The sequence below is a fragment of the Gordonibacter sp. RACS_AR49 genome, from assembly GCF_030418435.1.
Taxonomy (GTDB): Bacteria; Actinomycetota; Coriobacteriia; order Coriobacteriales; family Eggerthellaceae; genus Gordonibacter; species Gordonibacter urolithinfaciens.
Genome location: NZ_JAIUDM010000001.1, coordinates 110,343 through 136,535, shown reverse-complemented (window position 1 = coordinate 136,535; position 26,193 = coordinate 110,343). Strand labels below are relative to the sequence as shown.

Here is a 26,193-nt window from a genome sequence, read left to right as displayed (position 1 = left end):
TGGTAACGGTCTGGAAACGGCGGGCGAGGTCCCGTGCGTAGTCCGGCATTCGTCCATCCGAAAGGGAGCTATGGCCGAGTATCGACAATACCCCGACCCGACGCCGCGCGGTCGCCACGCGCAGCGCGGCTCCGCGCAGCCTGACGAGCGGGCCCCCCGGCATGCCGCCCGCCAGCCGCAACCGCAGGAGCCTTCGCAACCGCAACTGCAGCAGCCGCAGCGCCAGGCCCGGCCCGAAGCACGCCAGGCGGGGCAGGCGCAGCAACGCGCTCCCCAGCAGCGCCAGGCGGGCTCCCCGCAGGCAACTCGCCCGCAGGCGGCCCAGCGTCCGGCGGCGCAGCAGCACGCCGTGCAGCCGTGGCGGCAGGCGGCCCCCCAAGGACGGCCGCAACAGCAAGGTCGGCAGGGACATTGCCCGCCCCAGCAGGGGGCCCGCTCGCAGGGCTTCCGCCCTGTCCAGGCAGGACATGCGGCTCCGGCCGCGTACGGCGCGGATGCCGCCGACGGCGGTCGTGGCGGCAAGGGCAAGGGCCGCGGCGGCGCGAAGAAGGGCGGCCCCTGGCGCATCGTGTTCTGGATCGCGCTCATGGTGTTCGTGGTCGCGCTTGCGGCTCTCGGCGCCATCGGCTACAGCTACTGGCAAGGGCAGAACGCCTACGACTCCGTGGCAGAAGAAGTGTTCATGGCGCCGGAGGACATCGAGGGCACGGCGCTTTCCGACCTCACGGTGGACTGGGACCGTCTCCTGGCCATCAACCCCGATACCGTGGGATGGGTCTACATCCCCGGCACCGCGGTGAACTACCCCATCGTTCACACGACCGACGACGAGAAGTACCTCGCCACCGACTTCAACGGCCAGCAAACATGGGGCGCCACGTACGGCTCCATCTTCCTGTCGGCGGCGAACGCGGCCGACTTCTCCGACGCGAACAACATCGTGTACGGGCACCATCTGAACAACGGCTCCATGTTCGCCGCCATCGCGGATTTCGAGAACCCGGACCAGTTCAACGCCCACCGCACGGCCTATATCCTCACCCCGCAGGGCAACTTCAAACTGCGGTCGCTCTCGCTCGTCCATGTGGCGGCCGACGATCCGCTGGCCCAGACGGCGTTCGCGACCGGCGAGGAGCTGGCCTCCTACATCCAGGACAAGGTCGACCGCTCGGTCGTGGCGGTTTCCGACGCGCCGGCAGCGGCGGACATCGCGCACCTGTTCGCGTTCGCCACCTGCGATAATCTCCCGAGCGACGGGCGCTACGTGCTGTTCTCGTACCTCGAAGAGAGCACGGTGGCAAACGTCGCGGCCGTAGGCGGCGCCGATGCCGCCGTCGACCCGGAGGCCGCTGCCGCCGTGGGCGGCGCGTCGAAGGAGGTCGCCGCGTGAGCACGTCCGTGCTTCCCGGGGAACGTCCTGACCGTCTGGAGGAGGAGTGCGCCGTGTTCGGCGTGTTCGCCCCCGGCGAGGATGTGGCCCGCATGGTCTGCTTCGGGCTGCAGGCGTTGCAGCACCGCGGCCAGGAGAGCGCCGGCATTGCCGTGGGCGACGGCGAGACCATAGTGGCGGCGAAGGATCTGGGCCTGGTGACGCAGGTGTTCGACGAGGCTACCCTCGCGGCGCTCGAGGGCTTCGTGGCCGTGGGGCATGCCCGTTACTCCACGAGCGGCGGTGCCGCGTCGTGGGAGGCTGCCCAGCCGCACATCTCGGCCATCGACGACGTGCTCATCGCGCTGGCGCACAACGGCACGCTCGTGAACACGAGCCGCCTGCGCGCCCGCCTCGTGGACGAGGGCGTGCAGTTCCGCTCGAACACCGACAGCGAGGTGGCCGCGAAGGCCATCGGCCAGGTGACGCAGGCCACGCACCATCTTCGCAGCGGCATCCGCCGCGCCATGGAGGACCTGTCGGGCGCCTACGCCATGGTGCTGGCCAGCCCCGACTCGCTCTACGCGTTCCGCGACCCGAACGGCATCCGCCCGCTGTGCATCGGCGAGCTGCCGGGCGGACGCGGCTGGGTGGTGTCCAGCGAGACGTGCGGGCTGGACATCGTGGGCGCGCGCTACGTGCGCGACGTCGCCCCGGGCGAGATCGTGCGTTTCAACGAGGACGGCATGCACGCCGAGCAGGGCGTTCCCGCAGGCAGGCCGGCCGCGTGCATCTTCGAGTACGTGTACTTCGCCCGCCCCGACAGCGTGATCGACGGGCAGAGCGTGTACCAGGCCCGCCGCAGCATGGGGCGCATCCTGGCGCAGGAGGCGCCCGTGGAGGCCGACCTCGTGCTGGGCGTGCCCGACTCGGGCGTGCCGCCGGCCCTCGGGTTCGCGGCCGAGAGCGGCATCCCGTATGCCGACGGCATCGTGAAGAACCGCTACGTGGGCCGCACGTTCATCGAGCCCACCCAGGCCATGCGGCAGCTGGGCATTCGCCTGAAGCTGAACCCGCTGCGCTCGGTGATCGAGGGGCAGCGCCTCGTGGTCATCGACGACAGCATCGTGCGCGGCAACACTTCCAAGAAGCTCGTGCAGATGCTGCGCGACGCGGGCGCGGCCGAGGTGCACCTGCGCATCGTGAGCCCGGAGGTCAGGTGGCCGTGCTTCTACGGCATCGACACCGACACGCGCGACCAGCTTATCGCGGCGAACATGACGCTTGACGAGATGAACGCGTGGATCGGTTCGGACTCGCTGGCGTTCATCTCGCTCGCGGGCCTGCGCGCCGCCGTGCCCGACGCGCGGTGCCAGGGCTTCTGCGATGCCTGCTTCACGGGCGATTACCCGGTGGAGATTCCCTCCTCCGTGGCGAAGAAGAGCTTCATGACGAAGAAGGATTTCGAGGACATTTACGCCGAAGGCGACCAGTAGGGGACCACGATCAAGCAAGGAGCGTTACCATGACCGAGAGAATAACCGTGAGCGCCGCCGGATCCGACGACGCCCCCGCGATGCCCAGCTGGATGGACGAGGAGGCCACGACCTACGCGCAGGCGGGCGTGGACACGGCCGAGGGCGCGCGTGCCGTGGACGCCATCAAGGGCGTTGTGCACGACACGTACCGGCCCGAGGTGGTGGGCGACATCGGCGGTTTCGGCGGGCTGTTCTCCATCGCGGCGGCCAAGGACATGGACGACCCGCTGCTGGTGAGCGGAACCGACGGCGTGGGCACGAAGCTCAAGGTGGCCCAGCTGGCCGGCAAGCATGACACGGTGGGCATCGACCTCGTGGCCATGTGCGCGAACGACATACTGGCCACGGGCGCCGAGCCGCTGTTCTTCCTCGATTATGTGGCCATCGGCAAGCTCAAGGCCGAGAACGTGGCCGAGATCGTGGCGGGCATCGGCGAGGGCTGCAAGCAGGCCGGCTGCGCGCTCATCGGCGGCGAGATGGCCGAGCACCCCGGCGTCATGGACCCGGACGACTACGACCTGTCCGGTTTCTGCGTGGGCGTGGTCGACCGCGCGAAGATGCTCGATCCGGCGGCCGTTCGCGAGGGCGACGTGCTGATAGGCCTCGCGTCGAGCGGCCTGCACTCCAACGGCTACTCGCTGGCCCGCAAGGTATGCGTAGAGGGCAAGACCCACTACGAGCTGCGCATCGAGCGCGAGGAGCTGGACGGCGCGAGCCTGCAGGACGCCCTGCTCACGCCCACGCGCATCTACGTGAAGCCCGTGCGTGCCGTGTTGGACGCATGCCCCGGCGCCGTGCGTGCGCTCGCGCACATCACGGGCGGCGGCATCTCCGAGAACCTGGACCGCGCGCTGTCGAAGTGCGTGGACGCCGAGGTGGACCTGGGTACCTGGCCCGTGCCGCCCATCGCGAGGTTCGTATGCGGCGCCGCGCACCTCGACGAGGCGGAGGCGCTGAAGACGTTCAATATGGGCCTGGGCATGGTCTTGATCGTCGATCCCGAGTGCGCCGGCGAGGTGGAGGCTGCCCTGGCCGAGGCCGGCGAGGCCACGTACCGCGTGGGCCGCATCGTGGCCGGCGAGGGCGAGGTCCGCTACGCGAACGACGGCGAGCTCTACGGGTACGACGCCGGCGCGGAGGCGTAGGGTCATGGCCGAACCGCTTAAAATCGGGGTGCTGCTCTCCGGGAGCGGCACGAACCTGCAGGCCATCATCGACGAGGCGGGCGAGGGGCTGCCGGTGGATATCGTGCGGGTGGTGTCGTCGCGGCCGGACGCCTACGGCATTGAGCGCGCGAAGGCGGCAGGCATCCCCGTGACTGTTCTCAACCGCGATGCGTACGCCGACCCGGAGGCGGCCGATGCGCGCATAGTGGCTGAACTGCGCGAGGCGGGGACGGAATACGTGGTCATGGCGGGCTACATGCGCAAGGTGACGCCGGTCATGCTCGACGCGTTCCCCGACCGCGTGCTCAACCTGCATCCGGCGCTGCTGCCGTCCTTCAAGGGCGCACATGCCATCGCCGACGCGTTCGGCGCGGGCGTGAAGGTGACGGGTATCACCGTGCACTTCGCCAACGAGGACTACGACAAGGGCCCTATAGTGGCGCAGCGTGCCGTGGAGGTGCGCGAGGACGACACGCTGGAGGCGCTCGAGGCGCGCATCCATGAGGCCGAGCACGCGCTGTACCCCGAGGTGCTGCGCCTCGTGGCCGAGGGCCGCGTGAGCGTGGGCGAGGATCGCAAAGTGCATATCGCCCCTGCCTGACGTTCGCTTTCCCGGTCCGGTCGTGCGAAAGGCGCGCCTGACGTGCAGGGCCCCTCTTTCGGCGCGCGGGGAGGGGCGTGCGTATTCGCCCGTGTCCAGCGCGCAGCTTGCAATCGTGCTTGTCGACCGTAAGGAGCCCTGCCCATGAACAAGGAAACGCTGCAAAGCATCGTCGACGACCTGATGGCGGGGCGTACGCCCCGGCTCTCGCCCGAGGATTTCCCCTGCTTCTCGCCCGAGGCCCTCGAGGGCAACCAGCATGTGGATCCATCGTACCTTGACGTGGTCGCCGCGAGCTTGACCGAGGCCGACGTCCCCACGTTCGAGCGCGCCCTGCGCGGGATGGACGAGGGCGACCTCGCCTGGCTCGGCTTCAAGGTGGTCTACGACGCCGCCGAGGCGCAGCGCAACACCGACAACGAGGTGACGAAGAAGTACGGCGACGCGGGCTCCGCCGACGGCGAGCCGCTGGTGTTCTTCTGCAACGACGCCAAGGAGATCGCAGCGTCGCGGCCGTACAGCCCGCGCGACACGTTCCAGATGAAGGACGCCACGCGCGGCCCCTCGATGCACAACGAGCAGTTCGAAGGCCTCACCTGGCTCTCCGTGCCGTTGTTCGACCAGGTGCAGGTGTGGCTGCTGGGTGCGTCGGACGCCGCGAGCGAGGTGGCGGCGCTCGCCGACCACGTGGGCTTCGCCGTGACCGCGGTGGACTACGACGAGGCGTATCTGAACGAGGCGCGCTTCCCCCGCGCCCGGCGAATCGTGCTGCCCGGCGGCAACTTCGACGCGCTCGGCGAGCTGGACTGCGCGCCCGAGGACTACGTGTGCGTGCTCACGCGCGGCCACATGTTCGACCCTGAAGGTTGCGTGTGGGCCACCGGGCATCATGCGCACTACGTGGGCATGATGGGCTGCGCCGGCAAGAACGACCGCGTGCACGAGCTGGTGCTGGCGGCCGGCGCCACCGAGGAGGATTGGGCGCGCGTCAAGCGCCCCATCGGCTTGAAGTTCGGCGCGAAGACGCCTGCCGAGCTGGCCATCGCCATCGTCGCCGAGCTCGTGGACGTGCGCTACCGACAGCGGTACAGCGACGAGGCGCGCGAGCGCCACGAGAAGAGCCTGGGCCGCTGAGGCTCGCCTTCTCCAGATGCGGTGCGTTCGGGAGGCTGCCGCTCGCCCCGAGCGCGCGAACAATCCTGTTTCGTGGCAGAAATCGACGTTAGTTGATCATCTGCGGGCGCCTTCGTCAGCTGGTAACGAAGGCGCCCATCTGTTTCGCCTGGTCATCATCGAGTGTTTTTTCGCACTCGTCCGATGGCCCTGTTTCGATGATCAACTATCGTCGATTTCTGCCACGAGAGGGCGGTTCTCGCGCGCGGAGAGACGCTCGCGACGGACGGAGGCGCGCGCCGCTCCAAGGCTCCGCGTTCGCCGCGCCGCCTCCGTGCGTTTTGGCTGCTTCTGGCGATGCTGTGCGCGTAGGGCGCCGTTCGGCTGCTATCATTGTTGCCGTATCGTTGCCGCCGGACCTGCGGAGAGGCGGCGCCACCCAACAGAAAGGATGTAAGACCATATGAGCGATCCTAAGATCAAGCGCGTGCTCGTGTCCGTGACGGACAAGACGGGCGTCGCGGACTTCGCCCGCGCGCTCGTGGACGAGTTCGGGGCGGAGATCATCTCCACCGGCGGCACGGCCCGCGCCCTCAAGGACGCCGGCGTGCCGGTCACGCCCATCGACGACGTGACGCAGTTCCCCGAGATGATGGACGGCCGCGTGAAGACGCTGCACCCGCGCGTGCACGGCGGCCTGCTGGCCAAGCGCGACAACGAGGCCCACATGGCCCAGGCGGCCGAGCACGGCATCGAGATGATCGACATGGTGGTGGTGAACCTCTACGCCTTCGATAAGACGGTGGCCGGCGGGGCCGACTTCGGCACCTGCATCGAGAACATCGACATCGGCGGCCCGTCCATGCTGCGCTCCGCCGCGAAGAACTTCGAGAGCGTGGCCGTGGTCACGCGCCCCGAGAGCTACGACGCCATCCTGGCCGAGATGCGCGCCAACGGCGGCGCCACGACGCGCGACACGCGCGCCAAGCTCGCGCTCGACGTGTTCCAGACCACGGCGGCCTACGACGGCGCCATCGCCGCGTGGATGGGCGGGCAGCTGGAGGGCGAGGGCGACGCGAAGTTCCCGGCCGAACGCTGCCTGCGCCTGCAGAAGGTGCAGGACCTGCGCTACGGCGAGAACCCGCATCAGGCGGCCGCGTTCTACCGCCGCGACGGCTACGCGAACGCCGAGCACTCGCTCGCGCATGCCAAGCAGCACCAGGGCAAGGAGCTGTCGTACAACAACTACCTCGACCTCGACGCCGCCTGGACGGCCGTGCGCGAGTTCGACGGGCCGGCCTGCGTCATCGTGAAGCACCTCACGCCCTGCGGCGTGTGCCAGGACGACGACCTCGTGGCCGCCTACCAGCGCGCGCACGCGTGCGACCCGGTGAGCGCCTACGGCGGCGTCATGGCGTTCAACCGCCCCGTGACGAGCGACATCGTGGTGGCCATCTTCGACAACAAGCAGTTCGTGGAGGCCATCATCGCGCCCGAGTTCGCGGGCGACGCGCTGGACATGTACAGCGCCAAGAAGAACGCGCGCCTGCTGTCCACGGGCGGCGTGAACCCGGCCGGCGGGGAAGTGGAGTACCGTGCCGTGGAGGGCGGCCTACTCTGCCAGGACTCCGATGCCGTGGCGGAGGATCCCGCGACGTTCACGGTGCCCACGAAGCGCCAGCCTACCGAGGACGAGCTCGCCGAGCTCTTGTTCGCGTGGAAGGTGTGCAAGTCCGTCAAGTCCAACGCCATCGCCATCACGAAGGACCACGCCACCATCGGCGTGGGCGGCGGCCAGCCGAACCGCGTGAACTCCGCGCGCATCGCCGTGGAGCAGGCGGGCGACGCCGCGCAGGGCGCCGTGGCGGCTTCCGACGCGTTCTTCCCGTTCCGCGACGGCCTGGACGCGCTGGCCGAGGCCGGCGTGACCGCCGTCATCGAGCCGGGCGGCTCCATCCGCGACGAGGAAGTGATCGCCGCCGCCGACGAGCACGGCATCGCCCTTGTGTTCACCGGGCATCGCCACTTCCGGCACTAGCGCCTTTTCATGCGGCCTCCCGGCCGTTGAAACGCTCGAAAACGAAGGGACGCCCGCAAGGACGTCCCTTTTCGATGGGTGAGGGAAGGCGCCTCGTCGCGCGATGGCGGCCGGCCGCCGGGTGCTACTCGTCTTCCGTCAAGTCCAAACGGTTGATGCGATCGATCAGGTCGGAGCCGCGCTCGTAGAACAGCAGGTCCTCGTTGTGGGCGAAGTAGCGCTCGCAGCCGTGGTCGTTGATGAAGGACATGCCATAGCGGTTGACGGACAGGTCGGTGACGAGCAGCAGCATCTCCTGGCCGCCGCCGAACGCGTCCTCGACGAACCGGAAAGCGCTGTCGAGCGCGCTCGAGGTGTCTGCGATGCGCGCGTCGAGCGCGTCGACCTGCTCGGCGAACAGCTCCTTGACGCGCGAGAACGGCACGCCGCCGCCCGCCGCGTCGCAGCGCAGCGCGCGGTCGACCAGCGCGAGCGTGCGCTCGTACGCCACGTACTTCTCGTCCGACAGCAGCCCCGCCTTGCGCTCGGTGGTCAGCCGCGCTTGCAGCGAGGCGGCTTCCTCGCGCAGCAGGGGCAGCGCGTTCGCGTCGTCGCCTTCGAGCGCATCGCGCAGCGCGGCAAGCCTGCCGTGCATGAACTCCACGGCGCGTTCCTCCAGCACGGCGTCGCGCAGGCGGCTGCCGAGGGCGTCGGTGATGAGGCCCATGAGCGAGACGCGCTCGTCGAAGGCGGCCTCGCGGGCGCGGTCGAGCACGCCCGGCTCGGCCTCGCCGGCCAGGATGCGGTCGATCTGGTAGTCGGCGCGGTACTTCGTGAATAGGTCGTAGTACACGCTGAAGCGCTTCGCGATCTCGGCGTTCTGCACGTATTGGCCGATCAGCAGCTCGTCGACGGGGATGCCCCGTTCCTCGTACAGCTTCATCATGGCCGACAGGTCGTCCCAGCCGCGCGCGGTGACGAATGACTTGCCGTCCACGGTGGTCTCCACGCGGTAGAAGTGGTCGCGTTCGATGTCGAGGTAGGTGAGCACGGCGGGGTGCACGCCCGTCTCCACGGCGAAGTCGCGCCAGGCGGCGAAGTCGGGCTCCACGTCGATGCGCTTGAGGCGGTCCCATGTGGCGATGTCGAAATCGTGCGCCGTGCGGTTGTACTCGGGCGGGTTGCCGGCCGTCACCACGATCCAGCCGTCCGGCACGCGATGGCGTCCGAAGATCTTGTACTGCAAGAACTGCAGCATCGCGGGCGTCAGCGTTTCCGACACGCAGTTGATCTCGTCGAGGAACAGGATGCCCTCGCGCTTGCCGGTGGCCTCCATGGAATCGTACACGGCGGCGATGATCTCGCTCATCGTGTACTCGGACACGTCGTACTCCACGCCGTCGTAGGTCTTCTTCGCGATGAAGGGCAGGCCGAGCGCGCTTTGGCGCGTGTGGTGCGTCATCGAGTACGACACGAACCCCACGTCGAGATCCTGCGCGATCTGCTCCATGATGGCCGTCTTGCCGATGCCGGGCGCGCCCAGCAGGAACACGGGGCGCTGCCGCTCGGTGGGGAGGCGGTAGTTGCCGAACTCGTCTTTCGAGAAGTAGGCGACCATCGCGTTTTTGATCTGCTGCTTTGCCTGACGGATGTCCATGATTCCTCCTGACGGCTTCCCGTGGCGGCCGTCTAGCCGCTCAGCGCCTCGTCGCTTTCGCACACGACCACAAGGTCGCTTAGCTCAAGCTCCTCGGCGCTTCGTGGCTAGACGACTCGCCACGGAAACCCTGTTTCCTCCATTGCTGGTTTTCTCCCAATATGACGGTTTCGTCGAGCTCCACTTTCATAGCCCACGCGGGAACGTGCGGGCTGGCGGCGGCGGATGCGTCGTCGACGAAGACGAACGCGGTATCGTAGTCGGGCTTGCGGGCCGGGTAGGTGCCCTGGCCGTCGGTGAAGTAGATGAGGCCGCCCAGGTTCGTGAGGTCGCCGCGTTCCACGGCGTCGTCGACGTAGGCGAACACGGGGCGGAAGTCGGTGCCTCCCAGCCCCTTGATCTCGAGATCGTCCAGGTAGTCGTCCAGATCGCGCAGGTTCGCGATGCGTGCCACGTCCGTGACGGCGGCGTCGCACTGCACGATGAGCACGTTCATGTCGGCGAAGAAGCTCGTTTCCTGCTCGAGGATGGCGTACGTCTTCTCGATGAAGCGGCGCACGAGCCCGTCCTTCGTCGAAGCCGAGGTGTCGATGGCGATGACGAAGTCGCGGATGCGCTTCTCCTCCACGTACTCGAGCGGCTCGATGAGCGGCAGGTTTCCGTAGCGCTCCAAGCCGTAGCAGTAGTAGACGTAGTCGAACTCGTCGTCGTTCACGCGGATCTGCTCAGCGCAGCGGGCGAACTTGCGCAGGAATTCGCGGTAGTCCTGCTTCTCGCGCGTGACGGCGCGCAGGTTCATGGCGAGGTTCGCGCCTTTGACGCCCCAGAGCTTGGCGTAGGCGTCCAGCTGCACGCCCATCTCGAGCGCGGCGTTCTTCCATTGTTCGCGCGAGCGGTCGAGGTTCACGGTGTCGGCGAACCGCTCGCCCACGGAGGGCTTGGCGTTCTCGGGCGCTTCCTTCTGCGTTATGTCGTCCGGGTCCATGCCGCGGTGCGATGCGTGGCTGCGCTTGGCGCTGGCGGCGTCCGGCGGCAGCTCGGCGTCGGTGCCGTTCTCGGCGGGCCCGGACGCGGGCGCCGTGGACGAGCCGTCCTCCTGCTCCTCGGCGCGCCGGCTCTCCTCGGTGGCGTCGCCCTCGCCCTCGGCGGCCATCAGGCGGTACCAAGGATCGTGGTCGTCCACGTAGAAGGGGGCGCGCAGCTCGGCCAGCTCGGAGGCGTCCAGGCCCTCGTCCTGCAAGTAGCGGTACACCGTCTCGGCGGTGGCCAACGGCAATGCCGCGTCGATACGGGCGAGTGCGGCCTGCTGCCGCGCGGCGCGCACGGTGCGGGTGGCGGGCAGGTCGAGCTCGGCGATGGTGCGCTCCGCGACGATGTCGCAGGCCGCGTCCCAGCGCGCCGCGTCGACATGCGGCCCGGGATAGAGGTGGAGGAACACGTTGTGCAGCACGATGTGAAGGTAGACGCGGGTGAGCTCGGCCGGCTCGGCAGCGTAAAGGCGTGCGAGCGCGGCGGAATCGTAGCGGAGGCGCGCGCCGTCGGTGGCGAGCGTGGAGCCCGCGACGGGGAAGGGATGCAGGCGCGCGAACGCGGCGTTCATGAAGCGCAGGTTCACGAGCAGTGCGTTTTTCGCGAGGTCGAGGGCTTGGCGGGCAAGCGGCTCGGCAGCATCGGACGCCATGGGGCCTCCTTCGACGGGCGTTTCGTGCGGCGGCGGGCGGCATGCTCGTTGCCTGTGCGCGCGGCGCGCGTCGGCTTGACGCTTGCCATCGCCACCACGGGCAGTGTAGCATGGGGGAAGCGGGTGGTAAACTGCTACTAAAAAGGTACATTTGGGAGGTCGCACAATTCTATGACAGGGAATATGCTGGTATTTCACGATACGTCAACCGAATTGAACGAACTCATTGAGCATGTGCGCAAAAATCCGCCCAACCTTTGCGCACAGGATGTCGACGTGGTCCGCGCCGCGCAGGCTGCAGAGGGCGAGGTGTGGTCCCCGCAGCTGCCGCCGTACCGGGCGTGGGCGTCGCGGGGCGAGGCGGGTGCCGGGGGCCAGGGCCGGCAGGGCGCGGACGGCGACCTGCTGGTGGTGGGCGCGCTGGGCATGGGGTTGTCGGACGAGGAGCGCGAGAAGCTGCTCGCGCATGCGGCGGAGCGGGGAGGCGCGGAGGAGCGCATCGGAAAGGACGGCGCAGCGCCCTTTCCGAGCGCGGGCCCGACGGCCCCTGCGCGCGAGCGCATGGGCGACGACCTGCGCGGGGCGCTGCGCGTGCGCCAGGATGCCGACGGGTACGCGCTCGTGGGATTCGACCTGCGCCGACTCGCCGCGGCGGCGGGAAGCGACGACGGCCTGGTGGTCAGCTTGCCCGCGTTCGTGGACGGCGTGCCGGTGGTGCGCGTAACGGCCGAGGCGTTCACGCGCCGACTCGTGCAGGGCGTGGGCGTGCGCTTGCTCGCGATGCCCGACACGGTGCAGATCGTCGGCGCGAACGCGTTTCTGGCGCTGTCGGTGCAGCATATCCACGTGGGGGCGGGCGTGCGCGTCCTGGGCGAGCAGCCGTGCGACCTCGCCGGCGTCTCGCCGCGCCTCAAACGTCGCGAGTATTCCGTCGACGTGCGCAACGGGCGGTTCTGCGCGCGGGACGGCAACCTGTTCGCCGACGGCGGGTCGACGCTGTTGTTTTTAGCCTCGCCGTACGACGAGCGCATCGAGCTTCCCGCAGGTGTCGAGCGCATCGGCGCGGCCGCGTTCGCCGCCGGGTGCGAACCTCCTTCGGTAGTGTCGTGCCCGCCGACGCTTGCGCGCGTGGATGCGAAGGGCTGGGACGATGCCGTGTGGCTGTGCCCGTCCGAAGCGCTGGCACATCGCCCGCTCGCCGCTCGCGGCGTACGGATGGCGGGTCCGCGAGCGGTGGAGCTTGACGGATGCTGGTACGACTTCGACGACGCGGGCGCGGTGCTGGTGGCCGGGCCGCCCGCGCCCACCTCGGTGTCCAAGCGGTTCGCAGCGGCCGCCGCCGTGCGCGCGGCGACGCTGCGCGGGCAGAGCGCGGTGGAACAGGCGCCGTCGCCGGGGCAGGTGGCGCACGTGGCCGCGCATTCCGCCGCGCCGGAGGACGCGCTCGTGCTGCCGCGCTCGGTGCAAGGCCGCCCGCTCGTCCGCGTGGGCGTGCGCGCGCTGCCCTACGCTCCCGCATCGCTCGTGGTGGCCGATACCGTGCGCGTCGTCGAGTGCGACAACGCATGTCGCAACGCGAAGCGGCTCGTGCTTCCCGAGGGGCTCGAGGCTATCGGGCCCCACTGCTTCTGCTCGCGCATCCTCGAAGGGCCCGTGTCTATCCCGGCCAGCGTGCGCTCCATCGGAGAAGGCAGCTTCGAGTACGCGGTGTGCCGTCTCGAGCGCACGGGAACGATCGTGCACGTATCGGCCGATCAGCTGCTCACGTGCTTTCTGACGGACGCGGAGGACGGCGTGCCGTTCGACTACGGGCGCTACGACGAGCTGCTGCGCTCGGGGAAGAACCTGCCGGACAAGCTGGGCGCGGTGCTGCATCGGCTGACCGTGCCGTACCGCTTGGAGGACGCGACGCGCACGGCGCTCGTGGCGTATCTGCGCGATCACGAGCATGAGGCTCAACAGCGCGTGGCGCAGGAGGGCGATCGGGCGATGGTGGAGGCGCTTGTGCGGGACGGCTTCGTCGACGAGCGCACGTTCGACCGGCAGATCGAGCTGCTGCGCGCCTGCAACCGAACCGACTGCGTGCTCTACCTCATGGAGCAGCACCGCGCCCAGTCCAAGCCGACGAGCGCGAAGGAGCGGTTCGCGTTGTGAAATTGGTGCGGTATGGAAGGCATGCCTTTGGATTCGGCAAAAGCGCCGCGATGGCGTAAGCGCCGGCTTAGCAACTTTATCCACGATGGTCTACTATGTGTTGACAGCTCGATTGGCAAAGCGGCCCGGATGCGGTAGCAGGGCGTTGGAAGTGCGGCACGTGCCACATTCGGTCGGCGGAAAGCGGGGAGGTGCGATGAAGATGAAGAGGTTCTTCAAGGTTGTCCTGGTCGGAGTGTGCATGGTTGCCTTGGCTGCGGCCGTCGCGGGTTGTACGGCGCCTGCCGCGGATTCGCAGGCGGGCGGCAAGGAGATCGACGTCTCGTTCGAGGGCGGCATGCTCTCATGTACGGGCGACACGATGACCGTGGCGCTCGATGCGAATGCCACCACCGGCTACGAGTGGGCCAGCTCGATCGAGGGCGAAGCCGTCAAGGCCGTCGGCGACGAGTACAAGGCCGAAACGAGCTCGGACGGCAAGGCGGGCGCCGGCGGCGTGCACACGTTCACCTACCAGGCCGAGGGCTCGGGCGAAGCGACCATCACGTTGAAGTACGCGCGCTCCTGGGAAGCCTCCGACGCCGACAAGACGGTGGTTGTCAAAACCGAGGTGAAGGACGGCACGTTCGCGGAAGCCTCCGTGCAGTAAGTCTCCCGGCACGCTTCCTTGCGGCGGATGCGCGGTGCAGGGAAGCGTGGTTGTTTCGAGATGGCGTGCAACCGCTGCTATACTTGATAGTTCTAGGAACGATCGAGGTGTGAGGGGTGCGCGATGATCGATGAGATCCAGGTTGAGAACCTCGCGTTGATCCGCGAGGCGACGCTCGTGCCGGCGCGCGGGCTGACCGTGCTCACGGGCGAGACGGGCGCCGGCAAGACGGCGCTGCTCTCGGCGTTGAAGCTGCTCATGGGCGCGCGTGCCGACAAGGATGCCGTCCGCGACGGCGAAGATTCCCTCACCGTTTCGGGAAGATTCTACGGCATCGCCTCCGCCGATGGCTCCGAATCCGACGCTGCCCTGGCTGCGGGCGACTTCGACGACCTCCGGGAGCTCGTGGTCACCCGTCGCGTGACGTCGGACGGCCGCTCGCGCGTGTCCATCGACGGCCGCATGGCCAGCGTCGGCGAGCTCGCGCGCGCCGTGGCCCCCACCATCGACCTGTGCGGCCAGCACGAGCACCAGCAGCTCATGAAGACGTCCCAACACGTGCGCATGCTCGACGCGTGGGCAGGCGAAGCGGTGGCGCAGGCGCACGCTGCGTATGAGGAAGCGTTCGCGACGGCGAACGAGGCTGCGGCCGAGCTGGCGCGCGTGCGCGAGGCGGGCGAGGCCTCCTCGGCCAAGCTCGACGAGGCGCGCTTCGTGCTGCAGCGCATCGACGCGGTGGATCCGCGCGAAGGCGAGTACGACGAGCTGCTCGAGGAGCTCGCGCGTGTCGAGCACGCCGAGACGCTGGTCGTGTCCGCGAATACGGCGCACGAGGCGCTTGCGGGCGAGCAAGGGGCCATCGACGCGCTGGGCAGCGCCATCTCGGCGCTCGACGGTGCGGCTCGCTACGACGCGAAGCTCGGCGAGTTCGCCGACGCGCTGCGCGAGGCGGGCTACGTGCTGGAGGACATGGCGCGCGAGACGCGCGACTACCGCGAGGGCGTGGAGTTCGATCCGGAGGCGCTCGCCCAGCAGCAGGAGCGCATGGCTTCGCTGCAAGGGCTTCTGCGCATGTACGGTCCGCGCATGGAGGACGTGCTCGCGCGTCGCGCCGAGGCGGCCGACCTTGTGTCGCTCGTGGACGACGCCGCCGAGCGCGAATGCGCGGCGCAGCAGGAGCTCGATCGGGCCGAAGAGGCGCTCGCGCAGGCGGCGGCCGTGCTGACCGAAGCGCGCGCCGAGGCCGCGCCGCGGTTCGCCGAGGCCGTGTGTGCTCAGATGGACCGCCTGGAAATGGGCGGCGCGCAGCTCGTGTGCGACCTCGCGCCGCTCGAGCGCGGCCAGTGGACGAAGGTGGGGCCGCAGGCGGTGGAGTTCCTGTTCCGCCCGGGTGCCGGGATGCAGGCGCGCCCGCTCGCGCGCATCGCGTCGGGCGGCGAGGTCAGCCGCGTCATGCTGGCGGTGAAGGTGGTGCTCGGCGAGGCGGACGAAGTGGACACGCTCGTGTTCGATGAGGTGGACGCGGGCGTGGGCGGCTCGACCGCCGTGGCCTTGGCCGACGTGCTCGCCGACCTTGCGCGCACGCACCAGGTGATCGTCGTCACGCACCTCGCGCAGGTGGCCGTCCGCGGCCAGGCTCACTACGTGGTGCAGAAGGCGGCGGGGGACGAGGGCGCCATGCCCGAGACCGATCTGCGCCAGCTGGACAGCGCCGAGCGACCCGCCGAGATCGCGCGCATGCTGTCGGGCGACGCCACCGAGACGTCGCTCGCCCACGCGCGCGAGCTGCTCGAGCGGGCCGCCGACTGACGCGTGCTCGTCGCCTCGCCCTCTACCAGCGACGCTCGATGAGCCGCGGAAGCGTGCCCGACAGCACGAGCCCGGCGATGCCCGCGCCGATGCAAAGCGCGAACACGGGCAGTGCCGCGCTTGCGAACGACGCGCCGGCAACCGCGCCGCATGCCGCCGATCCCACGGTGCCGCCCAGCCCGCGGAAGAACAGCGCGAGGGAGGTGACCTTGCCCATGTCGCGCTGCTCCACGGCGGTTTGGGCGGCGATGTTGGTCATGGGCATGTTCACGCCGATGCCGAATCCCAGCACCGCCGACGAGCACGCAAGCTGCACCATGCCGGTTGCAGGGCCCACGAGGCACAGCAGCAGCGCTCCGATGCCCAGCACGAGGAACCCGATACGGCTGATAGCGCGCATTCTCCCGTTCCTGCCGAACACCCGCCCCGCCAACGTGCTGCCCACCACGAGCGCCAGCGTCATGGGGATGGTAGCCAGCGCCGAGGCGGACGACGAGAGCCCCAACCCTTCCTGCACGAACCGCGGCACGAACATCACGCCGATTAGCAGGGCGAACTGCGAGCAGAACCCCATCGCCACCGCCCCGTTCACTTGCGCGCGGCGGAAGAGCCGAACCGGCACGATGGCGTGATCGCGGCGTCGTTCGACCAGCACGAGCACCGCGATCATGACGACGGCCGTCGCGAGAAGCCCGAAGAACGGCCCGGAGAACCACGAGAAGGCGCTGCCGGTCAGGCTGAACGCAAGCGTGAGCGGCACGATGGCAGTGGCTGAGCACACGGCGCCGGGCAGGTCGAACGACCGCTCTGCATGGGCTTGCTTCCCGGGAAGGAACCGCACTGCCAGCACGAGCGCCACGATGCTCAATGGCAGGTTGGCGAGGAATATCCAGTGCCAGCCAACCGTGTCGGCGATCAGCCCGCCGGCCAGCGGCCCCGTGATGGAGGCCAAGCCGTACATGGACGAGAGGATGCCCATGTACTTTCCGCGCACGCGCGGCTCGAACAGCTCGGCCATGGCGATGAACACGCCGGCCTCCACGAGCCCGCCTCCTACGCCCTGCACGGCGCGCCATGCCGTGAGCGCGTCGAGGCTGTTCGACAGCGCGCAACCGGCCGATGCGACGGCGAACACGCTGATGCCGCAGGCGAACACCCGCTTGTGGCCGAAGCGCGTCGCGCATGCGCCGCACAAGAGCGTCGCCAGCGTGCAGGTGAGCAGGTACGAGGTGAACGGCCAGGTGTAGTGGTCGAAGCTGCCCAGGCCCGCGGCGATCTTCGGCATGGCGGTGCTCACGATGGTAGCGTCGAGCGCGGCCATAAACAGGCTCAATGCCAGTCCTCCCAGCACGGCGGCGGTAGGGAAGGGCTTGCTCTCCGCCTGCGCCCGCCCGTTGCGCCGCGCTGCACCGGCCGCCGCGCCCTCGAGCGCCCTGTTGCGCGCGGCTGCGGCCGAAGTGCGCGTTCCCGCGTCGAGCGCCTGTTCTCTCAAGTTTTGCACGTCCATGATATCTCCTATCTACAATATTACTATCAATGATAGTTAGTGCCGAAAAAGAAACCGGTCAACCCGGTTCCTCAATTAGTTAGTGCATCAGAATGCCGTTTTTTTGGCGCATTGGCCTGTCGCCAACGGCCAGTCGAATCCATTGCCCTCTAAGCCCTCCCTGTTGCGCCTGTGGAAAGCCTTGCCGGTCCATAAGTCTCTTCGCAGGTACAAAAGCAAGATCACTGCTCAGATTTCAACGCAAGGGAGGGAGCATTCGGCGGTGCGATGTTTCACGTGAAACATCCGTTCGTGTTTTGCGCGTCAAGCATCGCCGTACAGACCCTTCTCGAACTGCTCGAGGTGTTTCGCCACCAGGCGGTACGTGTCGGCGCACAGCTCCATCGTCGCCCGCGCCTCGAGGCGCTCGTATGCGGGTATGAGCCCATCCACGCGCTCGGCCGTGCTTCGGTGCGTCTCGATCAGCTCGTCGATGAGGGCGCGGCCGGTCTTCTGGTCCACGAGGCTGATGTTCGCCAAGACGGGCAGGAAGCCGAAGTCCACGCGCGCGGGCAGCGCGGCGGCCTCGTCCATGAGCTCGGCGAAGCGCTCGCGTCCTTTGTCCGTGATGGTGTACACCGTCTTCTCGGGCATCTCGCCCTCCTTGACCACGGTGCCGTCGGCGTAGCCTTCGTCGCACAGGCGGATGACGTTGCGGTACACCGACGGCGAGCTGATGCGTATCCAGCGGCGGACGTTGCGCTCTTCCAGCGTCTTGTCCATCTCGTACGCGCTCATCGGCTGTTCGATGAGCGCGCCCAGGATCATGATCTCGATCGAATGGCTGGCCATTTTTCTGGTTCCCTTCGGTTTTCGTTGGCAAGGAATATACTATCACTGATAGTATAAAGCGCAAGGGGAGACTGCAGGAATCTCACCGACGGAGGGCGCGAGCGCTCGCACGCCACTCTCGGGGCGGGAGGCCGCACCGGGCACGAAACGCTTCGGAGAAGCTGCCCTGACGGGAATAACCCACGCGTGCGGCTATTTCGGCCAGAGACAGGTCGGTGGTCTCGAGCAGCTCGCAAGCGTGATGCATGCGCACATCGCGCGCGTACTCCTGTGGCGTCATGCCGCAGGATAGCCTGAACAACTCGATGAGCTTGCTCGTTCCCATGCAAGTCGCGCGGCAGAGCTCCTCGGTGGTAGCGGGGCGCGCGAGATCTTGCTGGATGAGGTGCTGGGCAACCGCCACTGCGGCGACGTCGTCTGCCGAGAGCGCGATGGGCGCACGGCCGCATGCAAGCCGCCAATCCACGATGAGCGCGCACGCTTCCACTACTTTGCTCTCGTAGAACGCCTCCGCCACGACGGCGCTCGGTCGGGCTTGTCGCATGTCGTCGAGCAGGGAGGGCAGCCTGGCGGGGCAGGACGTGCCGTCGAGCGCGGTGATAGCCGAGCTCAGCACCACGGGGTCGCAGTGCAGCCGCAGGCTGACGTCGCGCAGCGCCTCGGGCAAGAGCATGACGAACGTCTCTCCCAACCTCGCCCCGCCCTGCACCCGCTGATGATAGGGGGCATGCTTCCAGGCGTGCCCCACCACGGTGCGGTCGGGCAGTGTCGCGTCGATACCCAAGTAGGGGAGCATCCCCTGGTTGTAGGAGCCGAAGTAGAAGCAATCGGCCGCGTCGCAGAAGAATCCGCCCTCCTCGCGAAGCGTAAAGTCGAACGCGCCCACCGCTAGGCGATCGCCGATGGGGAAGTACCAGAAGGAGCCCATGCCGATCGCGGGATCGATCAGCCACAGGAGCCCTTGACGCCCGTGTTCGGCCGCGTCGGCCGGCACGCCGCCAAGCTGCCGTACCTGCGGCTCGAACAGCGTGTCGATGGCCCTGCCGGCCCCGCGGTCCGTTTCGGCGCGATTCTTGAAGTTTTCGGCGGGATTGCGCATTGGCGCATTCCTCCTCTCCGCTCCCCCGAAGGACGCTAGCATAGTTAACCATGGATAACAATACTACTACAAACAGGGCCTTGGGGGAACAGTCTGCCCATGGCGCAAACGCAGCACCGTCATTCGCCTGCGCCGCTACTTTGAAAGCTGCGGGCGCGACGAGGTCGTTGCATGCGGATGGCGGGGATGCCTGCGCCGCGAAAGCGTCGGAGAGGGCCTGCGGCAGGGCTGCGGCAGTGCCGCCCGCGCACCGCATCGATCCCCGTGTCTCGTTGGTCTGCATCCTGTTGATCGGCCTGTCCACGTTCGCCTCCGCATCGGTGGCAGTTGAGTTGGCGGCGATGGGCGGGTGCGTGCTCGTCGGCATCTGGTGCGGGCGGCCCTCCTCGGCCCTGCGTTGGGCTGCGGCCTGGGCGGCGCTGTTCGTCCTCTGCTGGCTGTGCGCGCACTCGGGCGTGGTGCTCATGGCCGTGGGCGCCTCGTTGGCGATGCTGCGCCGCATGCTGTGCGCCTTCATGATGGCTGCGAACATGGTGGGCACCACGCGTACCGGGGAGCTCGCCTACAGCCTGCAGTGCCTTGGCCTGCCGAAGCGGGTGTCGGCGGCGCTGTGCGTGATGTTGCGCTTCGCTCCCACGCTCGGCCAGGAGTTCGGTGCGGTACTTGACGCCATGAAGGTGCGCGGTATCGCGCTCTCGCCGGCACGTGTTTTGCGGCATCCCGTGCAGGTGGTCGAGAACCTGCTGGTGCCAGTGGTGGGACGTGTGGGTATCGTGGCCGATGAGCTGGCGAATGCGGCGGCCGTGCGCGGCATCGACGCGCCGAATCGGCGCACGAGCTACTACGAGCTGCATATCGGTGCGGCTGATGCGCTGCTGCTTGCGTACTTCGCCGCGATTGCGGGCGTGTCTGCGGCGCTGGGCGCGGGGGTGCTGGCATGACGGCGTCGCAGAGGCTGCGCGATGGCATGGCCGTGGAATTCCATGGAGTGGCGTTCTCCTATGCCGATGCGGAAGGAAACCTGTTCGAGCCGGTGTTGAAGGGTGTGAACCTGTCTGTTGCGCGAGGGCAGTGCGTGGCGGTGACGGGTTGTTCCGGCTGCGGGAAGACCACGCTCATGCGCCTCGTGAACGGGCTGGCGCCCCAAGCCTACGACGGGGAGCTTTCCGGTGCGGTGCGCGTGCTGGGGCAGGATGCGGCCGACTTGGGCATCGAGGGGCTCTCGCTGTGCGTGGGCTCCGTGTTCCAGAATCCGCGCAGCCAGTTCTTCAACCTGGACACCACCTCCGAGATCGCCTTCGGGTGCGAGAACGCGGGCCTGCCGCACGATGAGATTCACCTCCGCGTTCACGACGCCGCAGCCGACCTGGGCATCTCTCATCTGCTCGACCGTGACATCCGGAAGCTTTCGGGAGGACAGCGCCAGATGGTGGCCCTTGCGTCGGTGCATGCGCTGGGTCCGGAGGTGTTCGCCCTTGACGAGCCCACGGCCGCACTCGATGTGGCGTCCATGCGCACCCTTGCGCACCTCGTTCGGCGTCTGAAAGAGCTAGGGCGTACGGTGATCGTCTCGGAGCACCGGCTGTGGTGGCTGCGGGGGATAGCCGACCGGGTGGTGCATATGGAGAACGGGCGCATCGCCCACGACTGGGTGGCTGCGGAATTCGAGCGCCTGTCCGTGTGCGAGCTTCACCAGATGGGCCTGCGGGCCTGGCGCATCGAGGATGCCCGCGCCGAAGACGTGCCGACGGCCAGGCAGGATCCCTCCGCTCCCATGCTCGCTCCGGGCGCCGCCTCCGCTGCAGCGCTCTCGTTCAGCGACCTTCGTGCGGGCTATCGTCGCGGCGGTGATGTGCTACGCGGGGCCGCCGGCGTGTTCGCGCCCCGGCGTATCGCGGCTTTGGTGGGAGGCAACGGCGCGGGGAAGTCGACGCTTGCGCGCTGCTTGGCCGGGTTGCATCGCGAGCGCGCGGGACAGGTGGCGTTCGGGGGCCGATCGGTTCCGTATCGCAGACGAGCCGGCCGGGCGTTCCTGGTGATGCAGGAACCGGGCTACCAGTTGTTCGCCCATACGGCCGCATGCGAGCTGGAAGCGGCCGCGGCCCGCCGCCTCGGCCGCGGCAGGGCGGCGCGGATGGCGGCCAGCGAGGCGCTCGACCGTTTCGGCCTGGCGCATCTGGCCGAGCGGCATCCGCTGTCGCTCTCGGGCGGCGAGCGCCAGCGACTGACCATTGCGGCCGGCGTGCTGCAAGGGGCTCGCGTTCTGGTGCTAGACGAGCCCACGAGCGGACTCGATTTCGCCAACATGCAGGCCGTCGCCAGAGAGCTTGAGCGCGTGCGCGACGGCGGCACGTGCGTGACGGTGATCACGCACGACTACGAGTTCATCGTCGCCGCATGTGACGAGGTGGCCGTGGTGGCGGATGGCCGTGTGAGCGTCCAAGAGCCGCTTGAGCGAGCGAACCTGCCCGCCGTGCGCCGCATGCTCGGTTTCGACGGGTGATGAGCTCGCGTGCTTCGGCATTACTTCCGATGAAAGGAGTTCTTGTATGGAATCGACAGCAACGAAAAAGCGCACGCTCACCCGCGGCACCCGGCTTACCGGTCGCGACTATGTGGTGCTCGCCGTATTCGGCGTGCTTCTGTTCGCGGTGTTCATGGCCTTCTCGATAGTGTGCTCCCTCAGTGCCACCACGTCGTGGTTCACCCATGGGGTGGGCGCTGTTCCGGCTGGCATCGTGTGGACGTATGTGCTGGCCCGTGTTCCAAAACGCGGTGCGGTGGCGCTCATGTGCCTGCTGGTGGCGCTTCTCGGCTTGGTTATGGGCATGTTCTGGACAGGCCCTCTGGGCATCGCCCTCGGCGGTGTGGTGGCCGAGCTCGTGTTGGGCGCGCCGGGCAAGCGCACCGCCTTTCGCCGTGTGGCGGCGTTCGTCTCCTTCGTCGTGTGCTTCTGGGCCGGGCATGTCTCGCTTATCTACCTCACGGGCCAGGCGTACGTGGACATGGTTGTGGCATCGGGAATGACGGCCGAGTACGGCCAGCAGCTCGTGGACTTCATGTACGGCCCGCTCGCCCTGGTGGCGCTTGCAGCAGCCGTGGCGGGTCCCATCGTCGGCGGTCTTTTGGGGGAGCGCGTGTTCAAGAAGCATTTCGCGCGGATGGGCGCCTAGTCGCATCGAGGTGAGCCGACGCGGCCTCGGCAGGCTGCGTTCGAGGAAAGGAAGGAAGCATCATGGCAGAGACAGCAACGGCAGCTGGCGTGCTGCATGGAACCGCCAGCTCCGGTGGGACGACTCCGCCGGCGGGCGCCCCCGCCGCGGGGGCGGGGAGCGGGCGCGCGCCGGCGGCTGACAGGGCGATGCCCGTAGCGCCGCCTGGCCCCAAAGAGGCCGTCGGACGACTGCTCGGGTTCGCGGGCTCGCGCAAGAAGCTCGCGGTCCTGGGGTGTGTCCTTGCGGGCGTAAATGGCGTCTTCGCGGTCATGCCCCTGGTGTGCGTGTGGTTCGTGCTGCGCGACCTCGTGGCCGTGGCTCCCAACTGGAGCGCTGCGGAGGGGCTTGCCTTTTGGGGCTGGCTTGCGTTCACGTTCTCGGCAACGGGCCTGTTGGTGTACTTCGCGGCGCTCATGTGCACCCACCTGGCGGCGTTCCGCACGGCGGCGAACATGCGCAAGCAGGCGCTCGGCCACTTGGGCCGCGTGCCGCTCGGCTACTTCGACTCCCACGCCTCGGGACATCTGCGGCGCGTGGTGGACGGCTGCGCCGGTCAGACCGAGGACATGCTTGCGCACAAGCTGCCCGACTTCGTGGGGTCGCTCGTCACCCCGGTGGCATTCGTGGCGGTCATGTTCGCGTTCGACTGGATCATGGGGCTTGTGTGCCTCGTTCCCATTGCCATCTCGGCGCTCATGATGTGGTGGATGATGGGGCGTCGGACGAAAAAAGGTGGCATGCCGTTCATGATGCTCTACCAAGACGCGCTCAACCGCATGAACAAGGCGGCCGTGGAATACGTGCGCGGCATCCCCGTGGTGAAGGTGTTCCAGCAGACGGTGCATTCGTTCCGCGCGTTCTCCGAGGCTATCATGAGCTACCGCGACATGGCCTGCCAGTACTCGAAGTCGTGCCAGCGCCCTCAGGTCGTTCAGCTCGTTGCCATCAACGGCACGTTCGCCGTGCTCGTGCCCGCGGGCATCCTCCTGGCACATGCCGCGGGCGATTTCGCAGCGTTTCTGACGGACTTCCTGTTCTATGCGGTGTTCTCGGCCATCACTACCACCATGATGACGAAGGTGATGTACGCGAGCGAGGCCGTCATGATGGCGCAGGACTCCGTGCGCCGCATCGACGAGATACTCGCGACAAAGCCGCTGGCGGAGCCATCGGCGGCGCAGGCCGGGCATCCGCACGATGGCTCGATCTCCTTCGAGCATGTGGGTTTCGCGTACCCTGGCGCTTTGGGAGACGCGCTGGTGGACATGAGCTTGGAAGTGCCCGCCGGCTCCACGGTAGCGCTCGTGGGACCCTCAGGTGGAGGCAAGACGACGGCCGCCAGCCTCGTGCCCCGCTTCTGGGATGTGGATTCGGGCAGCGTGAGCGTGGGCGGGGTGGACGTGCGCGACATCCCCGCCTCCGAGCTCATGGCGCAGGTGGCCTTCGTATTCCAAAACGACCGCCTGTTCAAGACGTCGCTTTTGGAGAACATCCGCGCCGCGCGTCCGGGCGCCACGCGCGCACAGGTGGAGGCCGCGGCCCACGCCGCGCAGTGCGACGACATCATGGCGAAGTTCCCCGACGGTTTGGACACGCAGGTAGGCGCGAAGGGCGTGTACCTCTCGGGCGGCGAGTGCCAGCGTATCGCGCTCGCCCGCGCCATCCTGAAGGACGCGCCCATCGTGGTGCTCGACGAGGCCACGGCGTTCGCTGACCCGGAGAACGAGGCGCTCATCCAGCGCGCATTGGCGAGGCTCTGCGAGGGCAAGACGGTGCTCATGATCGCGCACCGGCTATCCACCGTCACGGGCGCCGACGTCATATGCGTGTTGGACGGAGGCCGGGTGGTCGAGCGCGGCCGGCACGACGAGCTGGTTGCGGCCGGCGGCCTGTATGCGAAGATGTGGAACGATTACCGCACGTCGGTAACGTGGAGGATTGAAGGGAGCGGCACCCATGCTGCGTGATAAGTTCGCACTGACCGAACAGGGCGCGCGCGATTTCAAGCGCGGCGTGGGGGCCGCAGCGTTGGCCAACGTCGTGCTCATGGCGCCCATCGGCGTGCTGTTCACGGTTACGGGCGCGTTCGTGTCCCACTTGATCGACCCGTCGCAACCGTTGCCGGAGCTCGGAGCGTATCTCCTGGCCATCGTTGCGGTGCTCGCCATCATGCTGCTCACGCAGAATCTCGAGTACGACAGCACCTACAACGTGGTGTACAACGAAAGCGCTCGCAAGCGCATCGGGCTGGCCGAGAAACTGCGGCAGCTACCGCTGTCGTTCTTCGGGCAGCGCGATCTGTCGGATCTCACGAGCGCGGTCATGAAGGACTGCGCCGATCACGAGCGCATGTTCTCCCATGTCATGCCGCAGCTGTTCGGTGCAGCCATTTCGACGGCGGTGGTGGCCGTTTGCCTGCTCGCATTCGACTGGCGTCTGGCGCTGGCGGCGCTGTGGCCTATCCCGGTGGCAGTGGCGGTGCTGCTGTCCACCACGCGTCTTCAGCAAGCGGCAGGACGCGCCCGCAACGAGGCGAACCTCGAGCTTGCCGACGGCATCCAGGAGTACCTGGAATGCGCTCGCGAGATCCGCGCCACGAACCAGGTCCCGGCGTTTCTCGGGCGCGTGGGAGAGAGGGTAGACGCCTTCGAGCATGCGAAGATCAGGGCGGAGCTGACTGCTGGCGTGAGCGCGTCGTCGGCCCAGGCGCTTTTACGGCTCGGCATTGGCACCACGGTGCTGGCAGGTGCGCTGCTCATTGCGGACGGGCAGGTGGACTTCATGGTGTTCTTCTGCTTCCTGCTGGCGGTTACGCGCGTGTACGATCCGGTGAACGTCATCCTGCAGACCATCATCGAGTTGCTGGACTTGCGCCTGAACATCGCTCGGCTGCAGGCTATTGAGGACGAGCCTGTGCAGGCAGGTGCGATCGAGTTCAAGCCGGCGGGTCACGATTTGGCCTTCGAAGGCGTGTCGTTCTCCTACGGCGAGGGCGAGCGCGTGCTGAGCGACGTGACGTTCACTGCCCGTGAAGGCGAAGTGACGGCATTGGTGGGCCCCAGCGGCGGAGGCAAGTCCACCGTGGCCAAGCTGGCTGCTCGCTTCTGGGATGCCGATGCGGGACAGGTGCGCGTGGGAGGCGTGGACGTGGCGGGCGTGGAGCCGGAGGCGCTCTTGGCAGACTACGCCGAGGTGTTCCAGGATGTGGTGTTGTTCGACGATACGGTGATGGGCAACATCCGGCTCGGCCGGGCCGGCGCTTCCGACGAGGAGGTTCTCGCCGCCGCCCGCGCCGCGAACTGCGATGAGTTCGTGCTGCGCATGCCGCAGGGCTACGACACGCCCATCGGCGAGAACGGAAGCCGTCTTTCGGGCGGCGAGCGCCAGCGCATCTCCATCGCCCGCGCCATCTTGAAGGACGCGCCCATCGTGCTGCTGGATGAGGCCACGGCCTCGCTGGACGTTGAGAACGAGACGCAGGTGCAGACGGCGCTCTCGCGGCTTCTGGCGGGCAAGACCGTGCTCGTGATCGCACACCGCATGCGTACCGTGGCGAACGCCGACAAGGTCGTGGTGCTGAAGGAGGGCCGTGTGGCGGAGGAAGGCTCGCCGGAAGAGCTCATGGCACGCGAAGGCGGTTTGTACCGCCGTATGGTGGAGCTGCAAACCGAAACCGCCGGGTGGTCGCTGGCGTCGTAAGCGGCGATATGCACCCTACTGTGCGTGGTACTCGAGCGCTTTCATGCAGAAGGAGTCTGCGCGGTGGCCGAAGAGCCGCCGCGCAGCG

The 26,193-nt window shown here is 68.0% G+C and carries 19 protein-coding genes; 14 read left to right on the top strand and 5 right to left on the bottom strand.

Annotation, left to right across the window (positions count from 1 at the left end; all coding sequences use genetic code 11):
• Nucleotides 1-70: 70 nt before the first annotated feature.
• The 6 genes from LB310_RS00550 (at nucleotide 71) to purH (ending at nucleotide 7,825) form a co-directional block, all read left to right on the top strand.
• The gene (locus LB310_RS00550; protein WP_301154021.1) at nucleotides 71-1,390 is read left to right on the top strand and encodes a class B sortase; all 1,320 of its coding nucleotides are present in this window, start codon (nucleotides 71-73) and stop codon (nucleotides 1,388-1,390) included.
• Nucleotides 1,387-2,865, top strand: a complete 1,479-nt coding sequence (gene purF / locus LB310_RS00545; protein ID WP_301154019.1) for an amidophosphoribosyltransferase — start codon at nucleotides 1,387-1,389, stop codon at nucleotides 2,863-2,865. The genes LB310_RS00550 and purF overlap by 4 nt, the downstream gene beginning before the upstream one ends.
• Nucleotides 2,866-2,894: 29 nt before the next feature.
• Nucleotides 2,895-4,052 carry a phosphoribosylformylglycinamidine cyclo-ligase gene (purM, locus tag LB310_RS00540; protein WP_301154017.1) on the top strand — a complete coding sequence of 386 codons (1,158 nt, stop codon included), beginning with the start codon at nucleotides 2,895-2,897 and terminating at the stop codon, nucleotides 4,050-4,052.
• A 4-nt stretch (nucleotides 4,053-4,056) separates the two neighbouring features.
• Nucleotides 4,057-4,674: a phosphoribosylglycinamide formyltransferase gene (purN, locus tag LB310_RS00535; protein ID WP_301154015.1), complete on the top strand. Its 618-nt coding sequence runs from the start codon at nucleotides 4,057-4,059 to the stop codon at nucleotides 4,672-4,674.
• Nucleotides 4,675-4,818: 144 nt separating this feature from the next.
• Nucleotides 4,819-5,808 carry an XdhC family protein gene (locus LB310_RS00530; protein WP_301154014.1) on the top strand — a complete coding sequence of 330 codons (990 nt, stop codon included), beginning with the start codon at nucleotides 4,819-4,821 and terminating at the stop codon, nucleotides 5,806-5,808.
• A gap of 442 nt (nucleotides 5,809-6,250) precedes the next feature.
• Entirely contained in the window at nucleotides 6,251-7,825 is a 1,575-nt protein-coding gene (gene purH, locus LB310_RS00525; RefSeq protein WP_301154012.1) for a bifunctional phosphoribosylaminoimidazolecarboxamide formyltransferase/IMP cyclohydrolase, read from the top strand.
• A 124-nt stretch (nucleotides 7,826-7,949) separates the two neighbouring features.
• Here the strand turns inward: purH and LB310_RS00520 are convergent, their stop codons facing one another.
• Together LB310_RS00520 and LB310_RS00515 are read right to left on the bottom strand one after the other, a co-directional pair.
• On the bottom strand, nucleotides 7,950-9,461 hold the full coding sequence (locus LB310_RS00520; RefSeq protein ID WP_301154010.1) for a MoxR family ATPase: 1,512 nt from the start codon (nucleotides 9,459-9,461) through the stop codon (nucleotides 7,950-7,952).
• 79 nt (nucleotides 9,462-9,540) lie between these two features.
• Complete coding sequence (locus LB310_RS00515) at nucleotides 9,541-11,142, bottom strand: VWA-like domain-containing protein (protein ID WP_301154008.1); 1,602 nt, start codon at nucleotides 11,140-11,142, stop codon at nucleotides 9,541-9,543.
• 276 nt (nucleotides 11,143-11,418) lie between these two features.
• Here LB310_RS00515 and LB310_RS00510 point away from each other — a divergent pair, with 276 nt between their 5' ends.
• The 3 genes from LB310_RS00510 to recN all read left to right on the top strand — a co-directional run bounded on the left by LB310_RS00510 (nucleotide 11,419) and on the right by recN (nucleotide 15,754).
• Nucleotides 11,419-13,296: a leucine-rich repeat protein gene (locus LB310_RS00510; protein ID WP_301154007.1), complete on the top strand. Its 1,878-nt coding sequence runs from the start codon at nucleotides 11,419-11,421 to the stop codon at nucleotides 13,294-13,296.
• A 196-nt stretch (nucleotides 13,297-13,492) separates the two neighbouring features.
• Nucleotides 13,493-13,945, top strand: coding sequence for a protease inhibitor I42 family protein (locus LB310_RS00505; protein WP_301154005.1), 453 nt, complete (start codon nucleotides 13,493-13,495; stop codon nucleotides 13,943-13,945).
• A gap of 123 nt (nucleotides 13,946-14,068) precedes the next feature.
• Nucleotides 14,069-15,754, top strand: a complete 1,686-nt coding sequence (recN, locus tag LB310_RS00500; RefSeq protein ID WP_301154003.1) for a DNA repair protein RecN — start codon at nucleotides 14,069-14,071, stop codon at nucleotides 15,752-15,754.
• Nucleotides 15,755-15,776: 22 nt separating this feature from the next.
• On the opposite strand, the gene LB310_RS00495 is transcribed toward recN, so the two are convergent.
• The 3 genes from LB310_RS00495 to LB310_RS00485 all read right to left on the bottom strand — a co-directional run bounded on the left by LB310_RS00495 (nucleotide 15,777) and on the right by LB310_RS00485 (nucleotide 19,191).
• Entirely contained in the window at nucleotides 15,777-17,261 is a 1,485-nt protein-coding gene (locus LB310_RS00495; protein WP_087191097.1) for an MFS transporter, read from the bottom strand.
• Between the two features lie 303 nt (nucleotides 17,262-17,564).
• A complete protein-coding gene (locus LB310_RS00490; RefSeq protein ID WP_087191098.1) occupies nucleotides 17,565-18,092 on the bottom strand; it encodes a PadR family transcriptional regulator in 528 nt (175 codons plus the stop codon).
• An 82-nt stretch (nucleotides 18,093-18,174) separates the two neighbouring features.
• Complete coding sequence (locus LB310_RS00485) at nucleotides 18,175-19,191, bottom strand: AraC family transcriptional regulator (protein ID WP_162457381.1); 1,017 nt, start codon at nucleotides 19,189-19,191, stop codon at nucleotides 18,175-18,177.
• Between the two features lie 236 nt (nucleotides 19,192-19,427).
• Between LB310_RS00485 and LB310_RS00480 the strand changes: the two genes are divergently transcribed.
• The 5 genes from LB310_RS00480 (at nucleotide 19,428) to LB310_RS00460 (ending at nucleotide 26,105) form a co-directional block, all read left to right on the top strand.
• Complete coding sequence (locus tag LB310_RS00480) at nucleotides 19,428-20,132, top strand: energy-coupling factor transporter transmembrane protein EcfT (protein WP_224767901.1); 705 nt, start codon at nucleotides 19,428-19,430, stop codon at nucleotides 20,130-20,132.
• A 26-nt stretch (nucleotides 20,133-20,158) separates the two neighbouring features.
• Nucleotides 20,159-21,694 (top strand): ABC transporter ATP-binding protein, encoded by a 1,536-nt coding sequence (locus LB310_RS00475; protein ID WP_301153998.1) that lies wholly within the window; start codon nucleotides 20,159-20,161, stop codon nucleotides 21,692-21,694.
• A gap of 46 nt (nucleotides 21,695-21,740) precedes the next feature.
• A complete protein-coding gene (locus LB310_RS00470; protein WP_301153996.1) occupies nucleotides 21,741-22,364 on the top strand; it encodes an MptD family putative ECF transporter S component in 624 nt (207 codons plus the stop codon).
• 188 nt (nucleotides 22,365-22,552) lie between these two features.
• The gene (locus LB310_RS00465) at nucleotides 22,553-24,373 is read left to right on the top strand and encodes an ABC transporter ATP-binding protein (RefSeq protein ID WP_301154635.1); all 1,821 of its coding nucleotides are present in this window, start codon (nucleotides 22,553-22,555) and stop codon (nucleotides 24,371-24,373) included.
• Complete coding sequence (locus LB310_RS00460; RefSeq protein ID WP_301153994.1) at nucleotides 24,363-26,105, top strand: ABC transporter ATP-binding protein; 1,743 nt, start codon at nucleotides 24,363-24,365, stop codon at nucleotides 26,103-26,105. Before LB310_RS00465 ends, LB310_RS00460 begins: the two co-directional genes overlap by 11 nt.
• Nucleotides 26,106-26,193: the final 88 nt, after the last annotated feature.

What these genes read in the sequence shown, in the direction of transcription:
- LB310_RS00485 (WP_162457381.1), bottom strand. Translation starts at nt 19,191, where the DNA reads ATGCGCAATCCCGCCGAAAACTTCAAGAATCGCGCCGAAACGGACCGC.
- LB310_RS00530 (WP_301154014.1), top strand. Translation starts at nt 4,819, where the DNA reads ATGAACAAGGAAACGCTGCAAAGCATCGTCGACGACCTGATGGCGGGG.
- purH (WP_301154012.1), top strand. Translation starts at nt 6,251, where the DNA reads ATGAGCGATCCTAAGATCAAGCGCGTGCTCGTGTCCGTGACGGACAAG.
- recN (WP_301154003.1), top strand. Translation starts at nt 14,069, where the DNA reads ATGATCGATGAGATCCAGGTTGAGAACCTCGCGTTGATCCGCGAGGCG.
- purN (WP_301154015.1), top strand. Translation starts at nt 4,057, where the DNA reads ATGGCCGAACCGCTTAAAATCGGGGTGCTGCTCTCCGGGAGCGGCACG.
- LB310_RS00550 (WP_301154021.1), top strand. Translation starts at nt 71, where the DNA reads ATGGCCGAGTATCGACAATACCCCGACCCGACGCCGCGCGGTCGCCAC.
- LB310_RS00465 (WP_301154635.1), top strand. Translation starts at nt 22,553, where the DNA reads ATGCCCGTAGCGCCGCCTGGCCCCAAAGAGGCCGTCGGACGACTGCTC.
- LB310_RS00495 (WP_087191097.1), bottom strand. Translation starts at nt 17,261, where the DNA reads ATGGACGTGCAAAACTTGAGAGAACAGGCGCTCGACGCGGGAACGCGC.
- LB310_RS00460 (WP_301153994.1), top strand. Translation starts at nt 24,363, where the DNA reads ATGCTGCGTGATAAGTTCGCACTGACCGAACAGGGCGCGCGCGATTTC.
- LB310_RS00470 (WP_301153996.1), top strand. Translation starts at nt 21,741, where the DNA reads ATGGAATCGACAGCAACGAAAAAGCGCACGCTCACCCGCGGCACCCGG.
- LB310_RS00490 (WP_087191098.1), bottom strand. Translation starts at nt 18,092, where the DNA reads ATGGCCAGCCATTCGATCGAGATCATGATCCTGGGCGCGCTCATCGAA.
- LB310_RS00475 (WP_301153998.1), top strand. Translation starts at nt 20,159, where the DNA reads ATGGCCGTGGAATTCCATGGAGTGGCGTTCTCCTATGCCGATGCGGAA.
- LB310_RS00515 (WP_301154008.1), bottom strand. Translation starts at nt 11,142, where the DNA reads ATGGCGTCCGATGCTGCCGAGCCGCTTGCCCGCCAAGCCCTCGACCTC.
- LB310_RS00505 (WP_301154005.1), top strand. Translation starts at nt 13,493, where the DNA reads ATGAAGATGAAGAGGTTCTTCAAGGTTGTCCTGGTCGGAGTGTGCATG.
- LB310_RS00520 (WP_301154010.1), bottom strand. Translation starts at nt 9,461, where the DNA reads ATGGACATCCGTCAGGCAAAGCAGCAGATCAAAAACGCGATGGTCGCC.
- purM (WP_301154017.1), top strand. Translation starts at nt 2,895, where the DNA reads ATGACCGAGAGAATAACCGTGAGCGCCGCCGGATCCGACGACGCCCCC.